This is a genomic window from Brevibacillus migulae (assembly GCF_004521915.1).
Classification (GTDB): domain Bacteria; phylum Bacillota; class Bacilli; order Brevibacillales; family Brevibacillaceae; genus Brevibacillus_F; species Brevibacillus_F migulae.
Window position 1 is genome coordinate 64,283 of record NZ_SDKD01000018.1, and the last position, 23,455, is coordinate 87,737.

The window sequence follows — 23,455 nt, forward strand, 5'->3', positions numbered from 1 at the left end:
TATGGATGAACAGAGGAAAACGCTAGGAATCATCACCTATTGCAATGGATCCCAATTCATGGAAAAAGGCTATTACAAAAAGCTGACCCTGATCGGACGCAAATTGGGCATCCGTGTCTTTGTTTTTTCTCCCCGGCGAGTCGATTTTGAACGCAGACTGGCTTCCGGGTATATATATCGCCAAGGTGCTTGGCAGGCGTCGACCCTGCCGCTTCCCGCCTTTATTTATGACCGATGCTTTATCGGGCCGTCCTATCGCCACTATAAACCATTTATTGAGAAGTTGCAAAACGATCCCGACATCCAGTTTCTCGGCCACGGCTTATCGGGAAAATGGCAGGTTCACCAAATCTTAAGCCAATCACCAGCGCTGAAAAAATGGCTGCCCGACACTCAGTGGTTCAGCATGACAACGCTGTTTGATATGCTTCAGCAAAAACGTGCCGTCATCATCAAACCCGCTGCCGGCACACATGGGATCGGAGTCGTGCGCATCACAGGCAAAGACGGCGCGTTTACGGCAACAGGCAGAGCTCAGGAGAATAAACCTTTTCGCAAACGTTTCCGCTCACAAACGGAATTGAAGAGCTTTCTCACCGGCTTTATGGGCACGCGCAGATTTCTTCTACAACCTTATCTGACACTTCATACACCGGATCGGACACCGTTTGATGTGCGTGTGCTCGTGCAAAAAAACGGGCATGGGCAGTGGGAAACAACCGGGAAAGCCGTGCGTATTGGTGTTAAGGAGAATATTACATCCAATCTGCATGGAGGAGGGAGGGCCGTTCCACTCTCCGATTTTCTTGCCGATATCTTCCCAGTCCAGCAGCGGAAGCGCATCGAAGAGGAGATCGATCAGGTAACCAGCTTGCTCCCGTCTTTTCTGGAACAGTATCACGGACGACTGGTCGAACTGGGAATTGATATCGGTATTGATACGAACGGACATGTATGGATTATCGAAGTCAACAGCAGGCCGGGCCGAACCGTTTTTCGTCAGATTTCCGACCGGATGGCCCGAATCCGTTCCATCTCCCAACCGGTCAAGTACGCCCACTATCTCATGAAAGAGCGCGTAGGAGGTTACTAAGTGTATGGATTCTATTACAGTGCGACTTCGCTTCCTATCCTATCCTCATCTGACTGGGATCGTCATACCGCTGAATCTGTGCCAACAACTGCAGCTTCGCCCCCGTCAAAGAATCACCCTGTCACTGGGAAAAAGGCAAGTGGTCGCCACCGTCTTCCAGGATAAGCGCAATCCAGACAGCAACACAGTCAAAGTGACCAGTTCACTCAAGAACCAACTTGGCATTCCCCATAGCGGGTTGATCCATTTGAAAAAAGAAGGCGAAGTCCTGCGAATCGGACCGTCGATCGGGATTGTCACGACCGGTCTTCGCAATCAGGCGAGCCAGCCGATTGGCCAACGGAGCTCCTTTTTTACCAAGCTGCTGCAAGCGCAAGAAGGAAAAGGGGTCTTTTATTTCATTTTTTCTCCAGACGATGTGGATTGGGAGCAAAAGCAAGTGCGGGGCTGGTTTCTTCGACGTACCAAGCAAGGTCGCTATCAATGGAAAAAATTGCTAACTGCCCTGCCTGACGTCATCTATGACCGGATCCCATCACGGGGTGCGGAGAAAAAAGAAAATGTCCGGCAATTCAAAGTGCAACTGGCCAATTATGAAAACATCCCCATGTTTAACCAAGGCTTTTTCAATAAGTGGGGCGTCCATCAGCTGCTATACCCCAATGCCGAGGTAAATGAGCATATACCGGAAACCCACCATGCTCCCTCGATCCGTACGCTTCGCAACATGCTCAGTAAATACCGGATGCTTTATTTAAAACCAAAGGACGGAAGCCTCGGCTACGGGATCGTCAAAATTACCCAGGTCCCCGGTCATAGCTATGAGGTTTCCTATCATGTTGGCGGCACAAATGTGAAACGGCGATTCCGTAAACTGACGTCACTGTACCAGCATATTTTCCGTACGAGAAAAGTCAGTGCTTATCTCGTCCAGCAAGGAATCAATCTTGCAACCTATCAAAACCGCCCCTTCGATTTCCGTGTACATCTTCACAAAAACCAGCAAAATGAGTGGGTCGTTTCCTGCATGGCGGCAAAAGTGGCAGGCTCAGGCAGCGTGACCACCCATGTCCGGACAGGTGGAACCGTGATCCCAGGTGAAGATCTGCTGCAACATTTATACGGACGTCAAAAAGCTTTGATACAGAACCGTATCAGTGAAGCCGCGATCCGACTCGCCTCAGCCATTGAAGAAGCAAAAGGCATTTACCTCGGGGAACTCGGACTGGATATGGGAATCGATGTTCACGGACATGTCTGGATGTTTGAAGCGAACTCCAAGCCAGGCCGTTCCATCTTCAAGCACGCCCGTCTCAAACATGCGGATGAGATTTCCCGCAGCCTGCTTGTAGACTACAGCTGTTATCTGGCTAACTTTTGAACATCATGACCCACCTTGTGTATCAGGAAGGAGGAATTCCCATGACCCAGTCGCGTTCCGGGTGGCTTACCATACTTCCCTCGGGCAAATGGTATCTGCACGCTGCGCGGCTACCGATCGCATTTAGTGCGCGTCGTCGAGTCGTAGCACAGGTAGGGCCGTACGCACAAAAAAAGCGTATTCATCTCGGTCTTCCTCCCGTTCAGACCGGCCGCATCCGTACGAGGATACGGTGGCGGATATGGAATGACCAGATCAGCATCGGGCCATTGATCGGTATCCTTACCGTTGGCGAAGGACTAGAATTCCGCGGAAATCGGGACAATTTTCGGGATATCTTTCTCTCCGGCAAAAAGCTGGGCGCATTGGTCTATGTATTTACTCCGAGCGGCATCGACTGGGAGCAGCATAAAGTGTCCGGTTACCTGTATGATGAGAAGCAGGATACCTGGTTAGAAGCCACATTGCCGTTTCCGCATGTCGTATACAACCGGATTCCCACCCGCAAATGGGAAAAACAAAGTGACGTCATCAAAACCTTGAATCAATTCGCGAGTATGAAACAAATCACCCTGTTTAATCGCCGCTTCTTTAACAAACAATCCCTGTTTCAACGGTTGGAAGAAATACCTGAAGCGACCACCTTTTTGCCGGAAACGAAACGATTAGACAGCTTTGTCAGGTTGAAAACATTCCTGTCTCAACACCGAAGCGTCTATTTAAAGCCCGTTCTCGGCAAAGCCGGCCAGGGCATCATGCGCCTGGATTTCTACCAAAAGCGTTGGCGCCTGCGGCGTGTCCATCAGCAAAGAGCCATTACCTGCTATTTTTCAACCCTCCATGCAGCGTGGAAGTATATCCGCCAGCGGATAGCCGGAAAAAAATACATCATACAACAGGCCATTCCGCTTGCCAAATACAAAGGCCGCCCCTTCGATGTGCGCGTGTTGGTGCAAAAAAATGGAACCGGCGTCTGGGATGTAACCGGGATCGGCATCAGGCGTGCGGGCGCAAACAGCATTACTACGCATGTGCCGCGGGGGGGCTCGATTCATTCAGCCAAAAAAGTGTTGGGTGAATTGTTCCCCGAGCAGGAAGAAGAGATGATGAAAAAAATAGGGGAGACGGCATTAACGATCGCGGAAAATTTGAATGAAGTCGTTGAGGATTTGGCTGAGATGTCAATGGATTTGGGTCTGACAAAAGAAGGAAGGCTTTGGTTTTTTGAGGCCAATGCCAAACCGGAAAAATTCGATGAACCCACCATTCGCCGAACTTCTCTTTCCAATCTGATCGGATATGCCCAGTATGTCTATAAGCTTTGCGGTGAAAAAAAAGAAGCTGCTGTTGGATAAAACCGCGCTGTCACTGACAGGGCGGTTCTTTTTGCTGCAGCGTCTCTGTGATCGCCGACACCCTGCGGGCCAGCTCATGGAGGGTATGCAAACTGTCTTCCTCTACGGTGAAGAATGTCCCTTCAAACCAATAGCGATCCTCTGGTACACAACGCAGCTCTGCACCAAAATGGAGGTACTGTGTTTCAACAGCATTCGGAATATCCTCCAGTTTTGCACGGACCGCCAAGTGTCGCTCGATCTCCGCCTCAAACTGTTCTCTTACCTCTTGGTACGCCTTGGTCTCCTCCATTCGTGCCAAGCGGAACAGGGCGAGATCGATCTGCAGCCAGCAGGTCACATAGAAGTGAAACTCCTGAAACAAGACTGTCAGCGCTTCTCCCAGCTCGTGCGGCTCGCCTGTCTGCCGATATTGCTGCCACGCCAGCAGCGTCTCTGCCTTCTTTTCCTGAATCCATGCGTAGTGACTGACCGCTCCCCTATAAAATTTCCGGATGACCTGCAGCAACATCTCGGGCGTGCGCGGGGGAAGTCCGCGATATCGATTCGCAACGTCTCTGACCATCTGTTTCCTCCTACTCCATCCGCGGTAATGTCTTTGTGTCGATTATACCTGTTTCACCGGAAGAGAAAAACCAGCATAAGGGTTGTGCAAACATTGTGGTGGGGGAAGGGAAGACCGGGCGGGGCTGCGAAGTTGCCACACCTGCGAGGAAGTTGAGACTGTCCGGTTCCGCTCGCAAAAACGGGACGTCGCACAAAAGGGTTCGAAGAAGCGGATTCACCCGTAGCGATTGCGCGACAAGCATGTCCCGTTTTTGCAAGCTCCACCTTGGTCGGTATGGCAAAAAACTCCGCCCGTCCCGGCCTTCCCTTCCTCACCGACGGTTGCATTATATAAGAAAATGCCAAGAAGCCCCGCTTATACGGGGCTTCTTGGCGTTTTCAGCTTCCTGTCCTGCTTCCTGTATTTCACATTCAAAAAAGCTTCTGCTCCGCGGGTGAGCATGTTCCGAAACGGAGCGCCTGCGGAGCCCGACCCAGCGGAGCAGTGAATCGCGGGAAACAGGGATGCAAACCCGGCTAAACTGCGAAGCGATACCACTTTTTGCATCCCCCCGCGATTTGCTGCGGAGCGGACAGGCTATACCCTCAGCGGGGCGTAGAATGAAGCGGAGTTGCGGAATATGCTCACCTCACCGCAGCAGCGGAACCACCACACTTATGCTTGTTGCTCTTGCTCAGCCGCTGCAGCCAGCAGTTTTTTGAAACGTGTTGGGTTGAAGCCAAGCACTTGCTTGTCGCCAACGAGTGTCAATGGAACAGACATGATGCCAAGACGGGACAGCTCATCATGGAAAGCTGGGTTTTCGTCGATGTTGCGCTCTTCAAAAGCAACGTTTTGCTCGGTCAAATAGCTTTTTACTTGCTTGCAGTACATGCAGTTTGTGCTGGAATATACGATTACTTGTGCCATTTCTCATCCATCTCCTACTTATTTGTATTGGGGAACTACTTTGGAACGCTTGTTGATATATTTATCTACTGCCATGGCGGCAATGGCGCCATCAGCAGCGGCGACTACCGCTTGTTTGACAGGCGATTTGCGGACTTCACCCGCAGCGAAGACGCCAGGAACCGGGGATTGCATGTATTCATCGACGATCATGAAGCCTTCCTCATCCAGAGGAACCTGATCGACCAGCAAATCGGTTCCTGGCTTGCTTCCGGACAAGAAGACGAATACGCCGTCTACCGTAATGACGGACTCTTCTCCCTCCGGCGTGCGAACCTTGACGCCTTCCACCTTCTTGTCTCCCACGATCTCCAACGGACGCGTACGAAGATAATAACGGGTTTTGTCCAACTCCGGAATCTCATCGACGCCTTGCAAATCACCGCGCGGGATAATGAAGTGGATATGATCGACAAACTTGGTCAACGCCATCGCTTCCTCCAGCGCTTCCTCGGAGTCACCGATCACCGCGACCGTTTTTCCTTGGTAAAAAGCTCCGTCACATGTCGCGCAAGTGCTTACGCCTCTGCCCAACAATTCCTCTTCACCTGCCAGCATGCGGTTTCTGCCTTTGGAACCAGTTGCAACGATGACCGCTTTGGCTTGGTATGTACCATCCGCTGTGTAGATGCTTTTCACTTCATCTTCCACATCGACCGCTGTAATCGTTGTCTGGACAAACTCGGCTCCAAAAGCAATCGCTTGGTTGCGCATTTTTTCCAACAGCTCGCGACCGGTCAATTCGCCTTCCACACCAGGGTAATTGGCGATTTTATGAGTAATGGCCAAGGCTCCAGAGCCAGGGGCTTTATCGATAACCAACGTCTTCATATTGCCGCGTGCGGTGTAAATGGCTGCACTGGCACCGGCTGGTCCGCCTCCGATGATAATCACATCGTACATCAGAATCCTCCTCACTATCCGCTTCTATCTCTTTGTAATTATTTTAATATGAGAACAAATATCATTGTATCAGGATTCAGATAAAAGTCAATGTCTTTTTAAAATCATTCTAATATAGTTCATAATATAACTTCCTCATGCGGCGATTGCATCAGGTCGCACAGCATAAAAAAATCGCCCCTCTACGAGCAGGAGCGACAGAATCAGCTTCCGATTTAATTAAAGGTATACCATTCTTGCTTCACTTGCTGTCCCTTTGCATCTTGGGGCAATGTCAGGCGAACGTCCTTTACGCCATCTCCATTGTAGTCACCGATCCACAAATACGGCTTCACAGCAGTTTCAGCCTTGCTTTTCGGGCCAATCAGCTGCTGCTTGGTATCACCGTCACGGAGCACAATGCGAAAATCCTTTGATGGAATGTCCATTCTCAGACCTTCTTTGTAACCAACCAGAAGAACATGATCACGAACGCCATCCCCATTTACATCTGCATACTTTGTATCCAACACATACGTATTATCCTTGCCCAGATTAAAACCGGAATTGACTTTTACTTCAGGCGAGCGCTGATTATCCAGGTCTACTTGCGTTACAGGCTTGGCGGCAGCCGGATTTGTTTGGGCCATCGCTGTTCCTGCTCCAACCGCTAAAAGCATGGTGCATCCTGCGATTGCAGCAATCCGTTTGATTGTTGATCCCTTTTTATTCATTATGGCACCTCTCCTTTCAAACGTGTCACCATTATAAACGAAGGAAGTTACCATAATGTTTCAACCATTTTTTTGGAATTACGCCAACATTTTTTCAATCCACAGCGACCGGTGGTGACGCAGATCCAAGTATTCCCCGCCCCGTCGGACCAGTGGATTCATGGGTTCATCCGGATAAATCATGATGACGTCCACAATATCCCCGCAATTCAGCAGAGCCCTGCCGCCAATATAGAAGGAGGTGACATAATGTATGAATTTCGTGGCAATCTCCGCATTTAACTCACCCTTACAGGCTGCCTTCCACAACACTTTCGCCGCTTCAAAAGGCGATGTTTTCGTCTTGTAGACACGGTCCGAGCAAATGGCATCAAAAATATCCGCGATCGCCACAATCTGGCTTTCCAGTGGAATCTCAGCGCCTTTTTTGCCATGCGGGTAACCGCTTCCATCCAATCGCTCATGGTGATTCAGGGCACAGTCTGCGTGCATACGATCTGCTCCCTCCATCTTCATGATCATCTCGTAGCCATGGACGGTATGTGCTTTCATTAAGGCGAATTCCACGGGTGTCAGGCTTCCTGGCTTCGTTAAAATATCATCCGGGATCAGCATCTTGCCAATATCATGCAAAAGTCCGGCCTGGCCAATGCGGACGATCTCCTCTTGGGGCCGCTTGATCAGTTTGGCAATCAGCGAAGAGAGAATCCCCACATTGATGGAGTGCCTATATGTATAGTCGTCACAGCCTTCAATGAGATAAATTTGATGGAACACGCCGGTCTCTTTCATGACCTGATCGAGGAGGGGAAAAAAGGAGTCCGAAAACTGCGCGAGCGGTGGCGTATAGTTTGCTGTCACAAGCTCAAACAGGCCTTTTGTCCGGTTCAGCATATCGAGATAATGCTCAGCAAGCTCCTCACTGGGCACCAGCTTCCCGATTTGTTTTTCCGTGGTGACGGCTGCCTCCTCGAAGCTTTCCTCCATCTCCTCGACAGACACATCGTAAATGCGATGGCCTTCCAATGCGTCAACATCCGATTGCGAGAGCACAGTGCCTGCCACGAAAAGCAGAACCCCATTGGCATTGAACACGTCCTGTTTCAGCTTTTTCCCGATCAATTTGTTGTAGACGATCATTCTTACTCCTTCTTTCCCCGGAAGAATTATGGCATCTGTATGGATCTTACCTGATTGCGTCCGGCCGCTTTTGCCTGGTAAAGCGCACGGTCAGCAGCACGGATCAACGCTGACTGCTCACTGTCCGCTTGCGGACGAAAGGAAGCGACACCGATGCTTACTGTTACATATTTGTTTGCCTGCGACTGCAGCGCACCCATTTTGAACCGCTCCACGTTCGCCCGGATCTGTTCCGATACGAAGCAGGCGCCAGCCAAATCAGTATCAGGCAGCACGATGGCGAATTCTTCTCCGCCGTAGCGTGCGACCAAATCTGTAGCCCGGCATACGGTCCGTCTTAAGATGCCGGCTACCTGGATCAGACAAGCATCCCCTTCCTGATGTCCGTAAGTATCGTTGTAGGATTTGAAGTAGTCGATATCCAGCATGATGAGGGAAAGCGGCGAGCCATTGCGGACAGCCCGCTTCCACTCCCGTTCAAAATACTCGTCAAAATAGCGGCGATTGGCCACTTCTGTAAGACTATCGAGGGTAGACAGCCTTTGCAGCATTTGATTGGTCAACTCTAATTGCTTTTGCTGCTGCATCCGTTCCAGAGCGCCGCCGATACAGGAGGCCGCTATGGAAAGAACGGCAAGCTCATAGCTGCTCCAGGACCGCTCATGAAAGAAGAGATCGAGGCCAACTACACCTGTAAAGCAATCGTTCACAACTATCGGAATCAACAGAACCGTTCCAATCGAAAAGAAATGATGAATCTTCCCGGTCGCGATGGTCAATTCTCGCATTTGTTCGACCACAGGCTGTCCGCTGCTCAACTCTTCCATCCGCTGTTCGATCACGTTTACCGGATGGGCCAGTGTCCCTTCCAACTCCGAAAGCCTCCGAGAGAAAGAAGGCTCGTGCCATTCCATTATGACGGAGGGATAATGTCCTTCCTGCGAGGGTGCTACATGGCATTCGATCAGATATACGCGATGCACCTCGGTAACAGCACCAATAACCGCCAGTGCTTCACGAAGTCCTCCCAAATGATCGGAGGATGTGAGCAGATTGCTGGCGGCAACTGCAATTCCTTGTAAGAGTCGATTTTGTTTCAGCATGAGCTCTTGTGTTCGAAACATCATATGTTCAGCGCCCCGGTCAGTAGAGAATCCCGCTTCCATTACTCACGTGCACCCGCTTGAATCTTCGGCAATATAAAGAATTATAAAAATTACCTTTTTTCACCTTTTATTCTACTTGTTTCTTACCTGAATTACAATTATTCTCTTTTATCCCAATTAAAAAAACTACAGTGGATGCTTTCCTAAAAAATGTCAAGTCTGGCTCAAGCGGGGGCTTTCATGCTGTTTCAGGATGTTTGGCCGGGGATGTTCATCCTTCTTGATCCAGTAAAAAAAGAACACCGCACGTGCTCTTTTACATGACTCTATTCTTCTGATTGAAAAATTCATATAGGTCCGAAATTGCTATTCTTTCTCGTTACACTCGCTCATATTGATAGACCGTATAGCAATTTTTCCCTTTGTTCTTCGATTCATAGAGCGCTTGGTCCGCGACCCGTTTCAGCGTGTCCGAGGTGCGGGCGTGCAGCGGACATTCCGCGATGCCTACACTGACAGAAACCGGGATCTCTTCGCTCTCATGACAGAGCGGGTGAAGGGCAAGATCATCCTGAATCTTTTCTACCTTTGCAATCATCTCGTCCAGCTTGCGATTTCGGCTTACGATCATGAATTCGTCACCCGCATAGCGATAGCCATACTCGTCTATTCCCAGGTTCGCCTCGATGGTCTCCGCAATCCGCCTGATCATCATATCCCCCATATGATGGCCATATCGGTCATTGACTTGCTTCAAATGATCGGAATCAAGCATGACCAAAGTAATCGTTTCATGATCCTGCAGTTCCGCGATCATTTTTTCCAAGTCCTGATGGAAAGCTCGATAGTTTTTCAATCCGCTCAGTTCATCCGTTACCGAAACCTGATAGAGCTTTTTATACAACTGGGCAGTTTCCATGGCATTCGCCACCTGGATGCCGATGATCCGCAGCAGCTCCTCATGCTCTTGATCATACGCGTATTCCCGATACGATTGGGCGGAAATAACCCCTTTCACCTTGTCACCCAACAGCATCGGCACAAAAATCGCCGTACTGGTCTCTTTCTCGGGATTGCCCCATCTGACAATGACTGGCCCATCCATGTCTTTTTGGGTTTTAAAGTGCATCGTCTGTTTCGTTTGCAGCACCTGGGAAATAAACCCTTTGCCAAACTCTAAATACCGTGGCGGGTACTGAACGCCATTATCCCACGAGTAGGGAAGAAAGATTTCGCGGTCTCCCTCATGATAAAAAGAGAGAAAAAACGCATCGGTTGGCATGACTCGCGAGCACAGCTCATGCGCCTTCTTGCAGATCTGCTCCTGATCAAAGCTTTGCGTGAAGACGTGTCCTAATTCGTGCAGAATTTTCAAATGTTCTGAAATCGACTGCAAATATTTTACTTTTTCACCGATTCGCGTAACCTCGCTGATTGTTTCCTGATAAAGCTCTTTATGTTCATTGGCTTCAGCTGCGTAAGGCTGCAAGGCTTCCAGGTCAATCTGATCTATTTGACGTAATTGCTTGTTCAAGTTTTGTAAAAACTGATATGGTTCAAAAGAGCAGCTTTCTTTCATAAATATCACCCCTTGCCCTTCCTACCTGTTCCTTACAACGATGCGAACTTTATATTTTCTTATATTACTACATCCGCAGAATGCTGGACATAGAAAAATGCCCTCCCCAAGTTTTCCCTAAGAGAAGGCATTTCACTTGAAAGCCTACAACTGCTTAAACTGAACCATGTTAATCATCCAACCATACGGATTCTTCGCGTTCTCATCCTTTTTCAGCAAGTATTCGATTTGATATTTTCCAATGAGCGGCGATTGATAGGTTCCGATAATGAAAATCTCATCTGCCGGTCTGTCCTCCGTGCTCAGCTTCAACTCTCCGTCATAGGAATGGAACGGAGATGGATAAATTTCTTCCATCGTATCCAGCGCTTTGTCATCGAAATAGAGCTTCATGGTCGCCTGGTCTTGTTTTTGATAGCTGTAAGCAGCGGTTGACAGCATCAGATTGGCAATTTGCAGCTTTTGACTGGGTGAACCAGCGAATTGATTGCGTTTGTACAGGTCAAAGAAATCATATAAGCGCTTCAATACGACTGCGTATTGCCCGCGTGTCACTTTTCCTTTTGGTTGAAAATAGCCGTCTGGACTCTCAAAAATCCGGTATTCCTTGATCAGGGTCGGATACGATGCTTTGGTGTCCAAATAGAGGCTAGGCACCTTCCAATTGTAAAAATCCTGGTAACGGGAAAGCACATCTTGCGGTTGGACATCCAAATCGTCGATGATCTTATTGGACAAGGCATGGAAGATCAGCATGCTGGCTTCCTCGCGATTTAAAGGCTGCTGGAGATGTGCACTCGCCACCCACCAATCCGCATTTCGCTTGGTGGCACTCAACATCGTTCCTTTTGTAGCAGACAGATGAAGATAGTAGAGCATGCTGGCGCCGGGACTGAAATCGACAAACTGCTTCTGTTGTACATAAAATAATTTGTCGATGTTGCCAACGGCCTGCCTCACTTCTGCAGCCAGCGGATAGCGAAAATCGAGCGAGACTGCGTTATTGGGATCGCTCAAATGGCCAAAAGATTTTTCCAGCACACGATTCAACAGCACAAGCGCTTCGCCCCGGGAAACCGGTTGATCCGGGTAAAAGTTGCCGCTTTTATTGGCATAAATGCCGAGGTCGGCCAACGCCTCTGCATATTCCTCCGCCCAGTGGCCATTCAGGTCACGATAAGAAGCGGCATTTGCCTGGGGGATTTGCAGTTGAACCGCGAACAGCATGAGGACAAACATCAAAATGGTGATTCTTTTTAACATGGAGTACCTCCCTTTCCCTTCTATCTCTACCAATTACTACTATACTCCACAAATGTGTTTCTTCCTGTCAAACTTGCTCGATTATTTGATCATGGTGCCCGTTTGATTGATTTGGCCGAGCACGCCGTCCTTTTTGACCGTAGCTCTGCCATTCACAAAGGGGGTGGCATAGTCAAACTGAAACGGGATCACTTGCTTCCCGTTCGCATCGATATAGCCAAACTTGCCTTCCTTTTTTACCAATGCCAATCCTCCTGAAAACGGCGTAGCGTGATCATACTGAAAAGGGATCACGACCTTGTCTTTTTCAAACCCTGTCCCTTTCCGAATATAGCCCCATTTCCCGGCCTGTTCTTTTGGTGCCAGCCGGACAACGGGTGCCGGCGCTGGCTTGACCGGCGGCTTCGTCTTTTTCACGGGAGCCTTTTTCGTCGTGGCTTTGGGCTTGGCAGCGGACTTTTTGGATGATGCAACAGTCTTGGCTGGCGCGGGTGCTGCAGTTGCGGCTGGCTTTGGCTGTACGGGAATCACTGCGGACGGAGCATGGGCAGATGACGGTGTCTCCGCAGCATTCGGTCCCGCATTCACGGATGCCCCCGCGGCATTTCCCGAGGCAGGAGGAACGGTAGGCATTGCTTGGGAAGGCAATCCTCCATCCTGTGGTGCAGCGGCCTCCTGCTGTGAGACATCGGCGGGTTTGGGCTGATCGATTCCCTGATTGCCGGGTGCGTTCCCTTGGCCACTTTCCTGGACGGCTGGCAGCTTGCTGCCGGATGCTTGTTCTTCTTCGCCCAACACGGCGAAAGCCAAGGTGCATGCCAGCAGAACCCCTGCAGCCGCAGCAGCACCCGCCCACATTTTCCGGTTCTTCCACACGGGGGATCGCGCTTCTGGCTTGATGCCCTCTTGATTGGACACGCAAACGAATATCTCCGCTTGCTGCCCCTCATATTCGGCCCATACCTTGACTGTCCCGGGAGCAAGCCCGCGAATGACCCCCTGATCCGGATGGACAACGGTGTTTGCACCCTCGACATGCCAGAGAACGCGATCCGAAACCTCCTCTTCTCTCCCATCCACCCAAATGCAGTAAGCTTTCAGCTCTTTGGCTTCACCTGGCTGCAGAGTGAGCGCAGCCGGTTCAATCATGAGCAGCTTGCGAAGCTCATACGCCTGCGGCAATGGCTCAGATGCATGCACAACAGTGATTTTTCCAGGAGACGCTGAAGCTGTTAGAGATTTCGCCTCGCACAAGGAAATGAGCCATTCCCCCATCTGCGGGCACAGCTCTGCGGTTCGGGCTGCCCATGCTCGTTCGAACAGCTGGGCAAGAGGTTCTCCCCAGTTTTTTCGCAAACTCGCCAACAGCTTTCGGTATCTCTCCCCATCTTTGTGCAGCTCCTGGGGAAAAAAATATCCCCGCGTCCGCGTGATCTGGCGAATTTGCGGGTCTATCCACCCCAGTATTTCGGCTAATAGCAATGCCCCGCTAACCCGGTCGGCATATGGCCCCCAGTGCTCATCACGGATTCCGTCTTGCGCCTTCCAGTCCGGATGATAGGCATGCTCCAGATCGACGAGTTCGATCGGGTATGCCGTGTCGTCCGGTTGCGGATGGAGACAAGGCAGGAGCAGATTCGCGGCAGTCAACCTTCCATGTGCCATGCCATGCTGTTCCAAGGTAGCCAAGGTTTCTGCCAGCGCTTTGGCCATCATCCATGCCTGCTGTCTGCTGATCGGCCGCTTCTCTTTGACGATATCCTGCCAGGTGGGACCATCGATCCAGGGCATGACGACAGCGTACATCAAATCCCTGTACACCGTGAGCAACTCCATATGTACTTGCGGAATCAGTACGATCCTGTTTGCCGCTTGCAATCCTTGCATATCCATGACAGCTCGCAGACGTTCTACCTGGGAGACTACAGAAGGAGTGCGATAGTGACGCAAAAACACTTTTAATGCGATGCGGGAATCATCTCTCTCCTCCGCAGCATGCAAGGCGTAGAGAAAGCTTTCCGTCCCTTCCTTCCGCATGATCATGCCGGGCTGATCCGGATTTTCAGCCCACACATACTCCCTGCCGTTGATGGAGACGGTCTCTCCCATTTTTGGCTGAAAAGACACGGTCATCCCTCCTTACGACCTGTATCGTGAACGCCTGGAACGGCACTTCGCTTCTATACCTATGAAGCTTTCTGACTTGACATACTGCTACTAAGGAAACATCCCAAAATATTAATTCCGAGACAAAAATACCAATAAAGCCCAGTTGTGTAAACGGATCAAGCGAAAATTAAGCCTTTCGCGCGAATAATTTCCTATTTTTGTGGTTCAAAAGCCTTCGTTCCCCCGTGCCATTCGACATAAAAACGTCGTGATACAGTCCTTTCATACTAGGATCAAAGTCACTGTCAATACGAGGGCTGTGGCCACATCAGAAAAAAACAGGCATACTCGACCCTTTTGGATGCGCACGCCTGTTTTTTCTCTTTCAACTTAACGCTTCAGCTCCATATCGATCCGCCTCCGCTGCGAAAAGGACAAGACCCGCTCATATCCGGCTTGCTCGAGTACCGCGATGGCATCCGCCACATGCTGTCCAAGATGGTCGGGAAAGTGTGCATCCGAGCTGGTAGTGACGGGAACCTGAAATCGTGCCAACACCTTCAGGAACGTCATGCTCGGGCACATCTCTTTGACGGGATAACGGTACAATAGGCCCGTATTGATCTCGGTCGCTACTCCGTTCTCTACAAGACTCCTCGCAATGCGCTCATACATGGGCAGTAGGAGTGCCTCTGCCGGCCGATAGCCAAATACCTTGAGATTATCCGGGTGTGCGGCAATATCGAAGAGACGGGACTTGATCCCTTGCTCCATGACGGCAAAGTATCGTTCGTACAAGGCGAGCAAGTCTGCACGCTGATAACGGTCCTGGGTCTCGGGATTATCAAAGCCCCAGCCATCCAGGAAATGCACAGAGCCAATGGTATGATCCCAGGGGTAATGCCGAATGACTCCGGCTAACTCTGCCTCTCCGCCGGGGAAGTAATCAAGCTCGATGCCGATCTTCAACTCTACCCCATCTGCTGCCCAATGCGCCTGCTCTCCCTGGAGAAAGGTCACGAATTCCTCCAGCGATGCCGTGCATACCTGCTCCAGCCATTGCTCCTGCAGCCGTCCCAATGGATCGTCGGCGACATGCATGTGGGTAAGATAGTAGTCCTTATACTCCTGAAAGCGATAGAGATGGTCCACGATACCCACCTGCACGATCCCCAGCTGTTTGGCACGCTTTCGGTAGAGGTCCAGCCATTCCCGAGAGTAGGCTCCCTTCATCATGCGCTGCTGCAAGAGGGCAAATGTCTGCTGCAGCCATGCTTCCGTATGCTTTTGCTCCTGCTGTTGTTCCATAAAAAAGCACAGCGCCTCCCCTGTACGCTGCAGCCAACGCAAAGAATACGGCCCTTCCTCCAGATGCACATGCATATCAATCATGACTGTTCACCTCCGGGTATGGCTGTCATCCAATGGACTCCCTTGGTTTCCATTTCTTTTTTCCATGCTTTTGGACAGGGTTGATCACAGATGACCATATCGATGGCATCGAGCCCCGCGATCTGGCAAAACGCATGGACACCGATTTTGCTGTGATCCGCCAGCACGATCACTTCTTTGGCCACTTGAATCATCACTTGCGACAGGAGCGATTCATTCAGATCGTAATCACTGATCCCCCAGCGTAACGAAATGCCCCCAATCGAGATAAAGGCTTTGTCCACGGAAAACTGCTCCAGCATTTTCGCACTGCTTTGTCCGCTAATCGCTTGCTGCTCTGCATTGATCTCTCCGCCAAGCATGATGAGCTTCCCCGTGAAGCGCTGCTGGTTGAGCAGCTCGGTCAGTACAGCGGCTACCGGCAGTGAATTCGTGATCAGCGTCAATCGTCTTCGCCCCTGGATCGCTTTCGCCAGCTCCAGTACGGTCGTCCCCGTGTCAATGACCACCGTATCGCCATCCTTGAGCAGCTGCGCAGCTGTTTTTCCGATCATTTCCTTTTCCGCGCTGTACAGCACCTGTCTTTGATGGTACGGCGGTTCTCCGTTGTCATACGATTTCAGTACCGCGCCGCCATAGACCCGCTTCAGCTTGCCCATTCGCTCCAGCGCATCTAGATCACGGCGAATCGTCTCCTCCGAGACCTGGAAACGCCCAGCCAATGTCACGACCTTTACTTTTCCGGTTTGATTGCATTCTTCCAGAATGGCCATTTTTCGTTCTTCTGCTAAAAGTGACAAACCGTTTGCTCCCTTCTCCCTCTCCTTCAGACGCTCAATCCAACGGGACACACTCACTCTCCGGGATGAATACGCGCACATCCATGCCTTCATGAATGTCGTGCTGGCTGGATGTATTGAGCATATCGACATGAAGGGGGATGCCGTTGGCTACGATCTGCGCCCGTATCACATTGCCTTTCAGCGTCTTCTCTCTCACTTTTCCTGTGAAGTGCCAGCCGGTTTCCCGTACGTCCGGTGCATCAATCGGCAGGAGCCGGATCACTTCAGGCCGCACTGCATAGCTGCCTGTGCGCTGCTCTGCCACAAGGCTCTTCCAATCAGCGGCATTCAGGACATTGTAGCTTCCGATAAACCGAGCTACGAATTCATTGGCTGGAGAGCGGTAGATTTCGTCCGGAGTGCCTGCCTGGACAATCCTGCCTTGATCCATGATGAAGATGTGATCCGAGACGGTCATCGCTTCTTCCTGGTCATGTGTCACAAAGACCGTCGTAATCGAGAGCGCCTTTTGAATGCGGCGAAGCTCCATTTGCAGGTTTTTTCGGATTTTGGCATCCAGCGCGCTCAGCGGCTCATCCAGCAGCAGGATTTTGGGCTCGACCACCAGCGAACGCGCCAGCGCTACCCGCTGCTGCTGCCCGCCGGAGAGCTGATGGGGATACTGTTGCTCCCTCCCCGTCAAATCCACCAGCCTGATGATCTGCTCGACTTTTTCCGTGTAGACACGCTTTTCAAGCCCCTTCATCTTCAAGCCAAAGGCGATATTGTCAAAGACCGTCAAATTGGGGAACAGGGCATAGGATTGAAAGACCATACCTACCTCCCGTTCCTTTGGCGAACGGTTCGTAATGTCGGTCTCCCCCACGATCATTTTCCCGCCTGGCTCGATATCCGTAAGACCCGCGATGCATCGCAGCAAGGTGCTTTTCCCGCATCCGCTCGGCCCCAGAAGAGTGACGAGCGCCCCTTTCTCGATCGTGAGGGACACCTCTTTCAGCACCTGTTCCTGATGATATCGCTTGGAAACTTGTTCAATGCGGACGTAGCTCATGTCCGACCCTCCTTTGCCGATCGTCCCAGACGCAGCACAACGGCAGATATGATGCTGATGAAAATGAAGTAACAGACCACAATGGAGCTGGCGAGATGGCCATTTTCCTCCATCCGGCGGACCAGATAGACCTGGATCATCTCATAGTGGCCGCCGATTAACAGATTGGCCAGCACGAATTCGCCAAACAGGATGGAGAAGGAAAGCAGCGTCGCGACGAGTACCCCCGGTAAAATGTTGGGAAACACGACCAGCCAAAAGCCTTTCAGCTTGCTCGCCCCGAGCAGCTCGGCCGCATCCAGAAGCGAGATGGCGTCCACCGTCCGCATGCTGTTGCGAATGCCTTGGTACATGTAGGGCAGGATCGCAACGAAGTAAGCGCCGATCACGAGCCATACGCTTCCCGATAAGGCAAACGGCCCTTGGGAATAGATCGTGATCAGTCCCACGGCAGTGACCACCGGCGGCACTGCATACGGCAGCATCGCGATGCCCTGCAACAGCCGCTCCAGCCGCGGCAGATAGACCGTCACGGCAAAAACGGTGATGACCATCACCACCAGGCTGATCAGGATCGTCACGATACAGACGAAAAGCGTCCGGCCAAGCGCATCGATAAAGCGCGGATCGGAGACGAGCTCCCCATACCACTTCCCTGTGTACCCTTCCGGCAGGACTGTCCGATACCAGTCGGTCGAGATCGAATACAGAAAGGTCGCCAATAACGGTATGAACAAATAAAGGAGAACGATTGCAGTGAGCGCCTTATGCCACAGCAGTCTGTTTTTCATCGCAAGTCCCTCCTTACCCGACGCATCATCCGTTCATTCACCCACATGGCTGCGATCATCGTGATGGCAAGGATCACCGCAAGTGCGCCGGCGAGCTCCGGCCGTGTCATCACGTCTCCCGCCACCAAGGCACCGATGCGGATCGACAGCAAGTTAAAGTTACTGCCGACGAGTGCATAGGCAGTCGCATATGCTCCCATCGAATTGGCAAAAAGGATGCTGAAGGTTCCGACCAATCCAGGCATGATCACCGGAATGCCGATATGCCGCCAAAATTGGAAGGAGGAGGCGCCCAAGAGCGCTGCCGCTTCCTTCCACTGCTCCTGGATCGCAAAATAGGTCGGATACAGCAAGAGGATGGCAAGGGGAATCTGAAAGTAGACATAGACGAGCGCTAATCCGATCCAGCTGTATAAATCAAATTCGGCCAGGATGTCCCAGCCCATTTTCTGAAACAACAAGGTGAACAGTCCGTTGTTGCCCAGCAGGACCACATAGGCAAATGCCAAAGGAACACCTGCAAAATTGGAGGTCATATTTGAAAAGAGCAGGATTTTTTCCCGCAGACTCGTCGGAAAGCGGGTCAACGAGTATGCGGCAAAGATGGCCACAAGGATGCCCACCAGACTGGAGTATAGCGAGATCAGCACGCTGTTTTTCAAACCGGTCAAATAGTACTTGCTGGTCAACGCCGTCACGTACTGCGCGAAAGTCCAGCCTTTCCCTTCATCTCCACGGAAGCTGTCCATCACCATGACCGCCAACGGCATGAGCTCAAAGGCTATAATGATCAAGACAAACGGCACCAGCACCAGCGCGATCATTCGCAAGTTGGTTTGTGTACGCATGTTACATTTCCCCTTTAGACAGATGTCCTCCGCGGTGGGAGGACATCGCCAAATGCAAGCTATACCGCAAAAAACGGCCACTCATAAGAAATCATCTCATCAGAGGGTGCTAAACCCAGCAGCTGGCAGATCAAGGGTGCGACGGCCAATTGTGGGTGTTGCCCTTCATAGATTCCCGGCTGTATGTGCTGGCCGATGACATACAACGGGACATGACGTTCATCATCCCCGGTCCCGCCATGCAAGCCATCCCGATTCATTCCATGATCAGCGGTCACCACGATGGAGTACCCCTCTTCCATCCAGTGCGGCAGCAGATTGGCGAGCAGCGTATCCATCTCGATCGCTTTTCCCCGGTATTGCTTGGAGTCCGAGCCGAAGAGATGCCCTGCGTGATCAATGCCCATCGGATGGATATAAAGAAAATGAGGATCATAAGTTCTCCGCAGGTATTCGGCATCGATGAGCAGATGGGAATCGGGATAAGGATCTTCAAAATAAAAGGAACCGTATTGAATCGTGTTCTCCGGATTTGCCTGATGGCGATCGAGGAGATGGTGGAAAGGTGCCCGGTTGTACAGCTCACTCACCCAATAATAGGCGGCTGCCGCATTTCGCAAACCATGCTCCTTCGCAAGCTGAAACAAGCTTTTCTGCCCAGATTTTCGGACCACCTGATTGGACGTAATCCCATTCTTCCAGCTTGGCGTGCCCGTCAGCAGCACTTCGTAAAGCGGACGGGAGAGGCTCGGCAGCTCGGATAATACCTGGCACCGCGCCGCCTTTCCTTTTTCCACGAGGTGATTCACATAGCCCATCTGGGTAATGGCGGTTTCATACTGCAAGCCATCGACGACCACCATGATCACTTTTTTGTTCATGGCCGGCCGCCTATTTCATATTGGCAAGCACTTGCTCTTGCCACAGCTGTGGAAGCTTTTTCGCTGTTTCTTCCCATGCTTTGTAATCCAAGACTGGCTTCGCATTCTTATATTGCTCTTTCGCGATAAGCTTGCTTGCGACGTCGTCCGGCAGTTTGACGCTGTCGCGAATCGGACGGGCATAGCCTTTGGCCAGATTGATTTGCCCTGCGTCGCTTAAGATGTATTCTCTCGTGAGCATCGCTGCATGTGGATGCGGCGCATATTTGTTGATGATCGTGGCATAGCCGCTTACGACACTGCCCTCGCTCGGAATGGACACTTCAAAACGGTTCGAATCGATCTGATCACGGTAGCCCAATGCGTTAAAGTCCCACAAAAAGGCAACTTCGACTTCGCCCTTTTCAAAGTTGGCTACCTTTACCTCTGCCAAAGACAGTCGCCCTTGCTTGGCCAATTCGGCAAAGAAATCGATGCCCGGCTGAATGTTCTTCTCATCGCCGCCAAAAGCCATTGCCGCAGCAAGCACGGCCATCTGCGCTTGCGCCGCTTTCATCACATCGCCCACCGCTACTTTGTAATCGCCCTTTTTGAGATCGTCCCATGATTTTGGCGGGTTTTTCACCAGTTCTTTGTTCGTGATCGTGGCAATCGTTCCTTGATAGCCTACGATCCAATGACCTTCACTGTCTTTGGCCCATGTCGGGATCTCATCCCAATAGGAGGTTTTATACGGCTGTGTCACTCCTTTTTCCACAGCCACCGGGCCAAACGCGATTCCGACATCCCCGATATCCGCTGTCGGGTTGTTCTTCTCTGCTTCAAATTTGGCGATCTCTTCCGCGGAGGACATGTCCGTATCCGTATGCTTCAAGCCGTACTTGCTGCCCAAGTCTGTCCATGTGTCTTTCCAGTTCGCCCAAGAATCGGGCATTCCCACACTGACGACTTCCCCTTCTTGCTTCGCTTTTGTCTCGATGTCGGCCAAGCTCAATGCGGCAGTTGGTTGAGGCGATGCGGTGTTCTCAGCCGTTGTGGTTGTCCCTCCTCCCGGTGCGCTATTGCTTCCACAAGCCGACACTGCCAATGCGAGCGTCCCTACCAATCCGGCCAACATGCTCCTCTTTGCTAGCTTCATTACGTTATTCACTCTCATCCCTCCATCAGTCTCCTTACTTGTTCTTATGTGAGTTTTTTTGGGTTTATGTAGTTTTCTGTGTAATTTCAGTCTAGTGTTGGGTTGTGAAGGTGGGATGGGGAAGAGGTTAATAGAATGTAAAAAAAGGGTAATAAAAAAACCGCCTCTCTTAAAAGAGAGCGGTTATGGTAAACTTCGACTCTTATCTTCATTTACAATTTGATCTGCTCATGATACCGATCGACTGCTGCCCGGATGGCTTGCAGCACGGCTCCCTGGCCAGGAGCCAGAAAGTGTTCGGAAACGACCTGATGAATGTCCGCGAAGCCTTGATCGACCCGCATGCCCCTCAGCAGCTCGGCGAGAAATTCGCTTGTTTTTTCCATGAGAAACGTAAAGCCGGCGTCTACAATGACTTGCTGCTCCACATCAATGATCAGGATGCAACCGATCATGGTGTACGCTTCAAAAAGCGGCGTGCCCTTGGGCATTTGCGCAAAGCCGGCAGTCAGTACCGTTTTCTTTTTTGCTGGGTGTGCAGTCATGGAATCCTCCCAATCTTCGCTTTACAGGGGCAGCGCAACCTCGACCGTCGTGCCTTGATTCGGTTGGCTGGTCAGTCGGATGCTTCCTTGGTGATTTTCAATAATTCTCCGACTCACCATGAATCCCAGGCCTGTCCCTGAATCCTTGGTGGTAAAAAACGGTTCTCCCAGCCTCCGAATCATCTCTTCCGGAATCCCGCAGCCATTGTCAATGAACTGAATGATGACCCGATCCGTGTCCTTCCACACCTTGATGGATATGGTGCCGCCGTCCGGCATGGCCTCGATTGCGTTCTTCAGAAAATTCAGGAAAGCCTGCTTCAATTGATTTTCATCGCAGCGAATCCACTGCACATTGTCATCGACTTCCACCGAGATTTGCACATTTTTGATGATGGCTTCTGTATCGATCAATGTCACGACGTGATTGATCAGCGTATGTAAATTCCGCTCCTGAAATGCGGATGTTTGCGGCTTGGCAAGGACAAGCAGCTCGCTGACGATCAGCTCAATGCGTGCCAGCTCGGAGGACATGATGGAGAAATACTCCTGTTTTTGCTGATTGCCCGATTGCATCAATTGCAAAAATCCTTTCAGGGCAGTGAGCGGATTGCGAATCTCATGCGCGATTCCCGCAGCCAGCTGTCCCACCAATGTCAACTTTTCCGAGTTTTGCAGCAGCTCCTGGGTTTTCATTCTTTCTGTAATATCTCGCGCCACCGCGATGATTTCCTGAATCCGCCCCGTCCGCGGATCCATCACTGGCTTTCCGAGGATTTCAAACCAGGTATAGGCTCCCCATTTGGTCCGCAATCGACAGGTCACGGTATACGATTTCTTCTCCAGAAAGGAAGCGCGCAGCTCTTTCAGATGAAACTGGACGCGCTCATCCGGATGGAAATACTGCCATACATACTGGCCAACCATCTCCCGCGGCTCATACCCCAAGACTGTCTGGCAGGCTGGGGAAATATAGAGACACTTTCCTTCCAAGGAGATTTTCGCGATCATATCCAAGGTATTTTCCGTAATGAGCTGGTATTTTTCATCCTGAGAGAGTGCGGTTGCCAATCCATAGATACCGACAACTTGCCCCTCTATGATAGCCGGGAAATTCTTCATCAAAATGGTCAGGTACATACCTGTTTTATGAAGAATCGTAGTTTCATAGGTGACCGTCTCCCCTTCTGCAGCCCTTTGCAAGAATCGGCTCGCGTTCTCCCGTTCTTCCGGAATGATCATCTGCTGAAGGACATGTCCCTCCCATTCTTTGGCGGGATAACCGGTCAAGAATTCACACTGTGGATTTGCATGCAGGATTGTGCCATACAAATCCATTGCAAAGACTGCATCTGGATGACTGTCAAAGAGAGCCCGATCAATCTGTTCTTTTTGTAAGTGCTCTCTGAGTATCGGCTTTCTATGCAAGTGATCATGGGCAGCAATACTCTCATTCATACCGCTTCGCTCACCCTGCCTTTCTTTCTATCCATAAATGCCTCTCTCGAAGCCAGATCAAATCCACTCTTTTGCCCAAATAAAAATGGCCTTTCCTCGAATTTCTGGAAATAGCCATTGGTCCAATCGTAGTCAGATCCTTTCGGTAACCCGGCCATCCTAGTTTTCACAACCTTAGATCCGTGGCTTTGCGTCCTCTTCTTTCAAAGAGTTTGCCTTTATCGAGCGATTCAATTGATAACCGTACATCTAGTCTTCATTATACATCGCTTGGCTAGCTTTTCAATGATTGGATTCCTACAATTTTCGCGGAAACTCCCCATTACACAAAGAAAGTAGGAAAGGCAGATCAATCCCTTTTCCTACTTTTTTCCTAGTGCGACAAGCCCT

At 50.9% G+C, this 23,455-nt stretch carries 21 protein-coding genes and 1 riboswitch; of the genes, 3 read left to right on the forward strand and 18 right to left on the reverse strand.

Annotated elements, in window-relative coordinates; translation table 11 throughout:
• The first annotated feature begins 1 nt into the window (after position 1).
• The 3 genes from EIZ37_RS18910 to EIZ37_RS18920 are packed head-to-tail and all read left to right on the forward strand — an operon-like array spanning position 2 to position 3,829.
• Positions 2-1,093, forward strand: coding sequence for a YheC/YheD family endospore coat-associated protein (locus tag EIZ37_RS18910; protein WP_134686343.1), 1,092 nt, complete (start codon positions 2-4; stop codon positions 1,091-1,093).
• Between the two features lie 4 nt (positions 1,094-1,097).
• A complete protein-coding gene (locus EIZ37_RS18915) occupies positions 1,098-2,474 on the forward strand; it encodes a YheC/YheD family endospore coat-associated protein (RefSeq protein ID WP_134686344.1) in 1,377 nt (458 codons plus the stop codon).
• Between the two features lie 41 nt (positions 2,475-2,515).
• Positions 2,516-3,829: a YheC/YheD family endospore coat-associated protein gene (locus EIZ37_RS18920; RefSeq protein WP_134686345.1), complete on the forward strand. Its 1,314-nt coding sequence runs from the start codon at positions 2,516-2,518 to the stop codon at positions 3,827-3,829.
• Between the two features lie 10 nt (positions 3,830-3,839).
• Here EIZ37_RS18920 and EIZ37_RS18925 read toward each other — a convergent pair whose 3' ends face one another.
• The 18 genes from EIZ37_RS18925 to EIZ37_RS19010 form a co-directional block, all read right to left on the reverse strand.
• Complete coding sequence (locus tag EIZ37_RS18925; RefSeq protein WP_134686346.1) at positions 3,840-4,394, reverse strand: hypothetical protein; 555 nt, start codon at positions 4,392-4,394, stop codon at positions 3,840-3,842.
• Positions 4,395-5,051: 657 nt separating this feature from the next.
• Positions 5,052-5,306, reverse strand: a complete 255-nt coding sequence (locus EIZ37_RS18930; protein WP_134686347.1) for a glutaredoxin family protein — start codon at positions 5,304-5,306, stop codon at positions 5,052-5,054.
• Between the two features lie 18 nt (positions 5,307-5,324).
• Positions 5,325-6,248 (reverse strand): NAD(P)/FAD-dependent oxidoreductase, encoded by a 924-nt coding sequence (locus EIZ37_RS18935; protein WP_134686348.1) that lies wholly within the window; start codon positions 6,246-6,248, stop codon positions 5,325-5,327.
• Positions 6,249-6,463: 215 nt separating this feature from the next.
• Positions 6,464-6,961 carry a hypothetical protein gene (locus tag EIZ37_RS18940; RefSeq protein ID WP_134686349.1) on the reverse strand — a complete coding sequence of 166 codons (498 nt, stop codon included), beginning with the start codon at positions 6,959-6,961 and terminating at the stop codon, positions 6,464-6,466.
• Positions 6,962-7,039: 78 nt separating this feature from the next.
• A complete protein-coding gene (locus tag EIZ37_RS18945) occupies positions 7,040-8,101 on the reverse strand; it encodes an HD-GYP domain-containing protein (RefSeq protein WP_134686350.1) in 1,062 nt (353 codons plus the stop codon).
• Between the two features lie 26 nt (positions 8,102-8,127).
• The gene (locus tag EIZ37_RS18950) at positions 8,128-9,228 is read right to left on the reverse strand and encodes a GGDEF domain-containing protein (protein WP_167568995.1); all 1,101 of its coding nucleotides are present in this window, start codon (positions 9,226-9,228) and stop codon (positions 8,128-8,130) included.
• Positions 9,229-9,586: 358 nt separating this feature from the next.
• Positions 9,587-10,786, reverse strand: a complete 1,200-nt coding sequence (locus tag EIZ37_RS18955; RefSeq protein ID WP_134686352.1) for a sensor domain-containing diguanylate cyclase — start codon at positions 10,784-10,786, stop codon at positions 9,587-9,589.
• 144 nt (positions 10,787-10,930) lie between these two features.
• Positions 10,931-12,049: an S-layer homology domain-containing protein gene (locus EIZ37_RS18960; protein WP_134686353.1), complete on the reverse strand. Its 1,119-nt coding sequence runs from the start codon at positions 12,047-12,049 to the stop codon at positions 10,931-10,933.
• 81 nt (positions 12,050-12,130) lie between these two features.
• Positions 12,131-14,176, reverse strand: a complete 2,046-nt coding sequence (locus tag EIZ37_RS18965; RefSeq protein WP_167568998.1) for a WG repeat-containing protein — start codon at positions 14,174-14,176, stop codon at positions 12,131-12,133.
• Positions 14,177-14,548: 372 nt separating this feature from the next.
• Positions 14,549-15,550 carry a histidinol phosphate phosphatase domain-containing protein gene (locus EIZ37_RS18970; protein ID WP_134686355.1) on the reverse strand — a complete coding sequence of 334 codons (1,002 nt, stop codon included), beginning with the start codon at positions 15,548-15,550 and terminating at the stop codon, positions 14,549-14,551.
• Entirely contained in the window at positions 15,547-16,401 is an 855-nt protein-coding gene (locus EIZ37_RS18975; RefSeq protein ID WP_328591367.1) for a DeoR/GlpR family DNA-binding transcription regulator, read from the reverse strand. Before EIZ37_RS18975 ends, EIZ37_RS18970 begins: the two co-directional genes overlap by 4 nt.
• Positions 16,385-17,404, reverse strand: coding sequence for an ABC transporter ATP-binding protein (locus EIZ37_RS18980; protein ID WP_134686356.1), 1,020 nt, complete (start codon positions 17,402-17,404; stop codon positions 16,385-16,387). Before EIZ37_RS18980 ends, EIZ37_RS18975 begins: the two co-directional genes overlap by 17 nt.
• Positions 17,401-18,195, reverse strand: coding sequence for an ABC transporter permease (locus EIZ37_RS18985; RefSeq protein ID WP_134686357.1), 795 nt, complete (start codon positions 18,193-18,195; stop codon positions 17,401-17,403). The genes EIZ37_RS18980 and EIZ37_RS18985 overlap by 4 nt, the downstream gene beginning before the upstream one ends.
• Positions 18,192-19,043 carry an ABC transporter permease gene (locus EIZ37_RS18990; RefSeq protein WP_134686358.1) on the reverse strand — a complete coding sequence of 284 codons (852 nt, stop codon included), beginning with the start codon at positions 19,041-19,043 and terminating at the stop codon, positions 18,192-18,194. Before EIZ37_RS18990 ends, EIZ37_RS18985 begins: the two co-directional genes overlap by 4 nt.
• A gap of 59 nt (positions 19,044-19,102) precedes the next feature.
• Positions 19,103-19,924, reverse strand: a complete 822-nt coding sequence (locus tag EIZ37_RS18995) for an alkaline phosphatase family protein (protein WP_134686359.1) — start codon at positions 19,922-19,924, stop codon at positions 19,103-19,105.
• A 10-nt stretch (positions 19,925-19,934) separates the two neighbouring features.
• The gene (locus tag EIZ37_RS19000) at positions 19,935-21,062 is read right to left on the reverse strand and encodes an ABC transporter substrate-binding protein (protein WP_134686398.1); all 1,128 of its coding nucleotides are present in this window, start codon (positions 21,060-21,062) and stop codon (positions 19,935-19,937) included.
• 212 nt (positions 21,063-21,274) lie between these two features.
• Positions 21,275-21,607 carry a DUF3870 domain-containing protein gene (locus EIZ37_RS19005; RefSeq protein ID WP_134686360.1) on the reverse strand — a complete coding sequence of 111 codons (333 nt, stop codon included), beginning with the start codon at positions 21,605-21,607 and terminating at the stop codon, positions 21,275-21,277.
• 21 nt (positions 21,608-21,628) lie between these two features.
• Positions 21,629-23,065, reverse strand: a complete 1,437-nt coding sequence (locus EIZ37_RS19010) for a PAS domain S-box protein (RefSeq protein WP_134686361.1) — start codon at positions 23,063-23,065, stop codon at positions 21,629-21,631.
• Positions 23,066-23,206: 141 nt separating this feature from the next.
• A riboswitch (cyclic di-GMP riboswitch) is annotated at positions 23,207-23,292 on the reverse strand.
• Positions 23,293-23,455 lie beyond the last annotated feature (163 nt).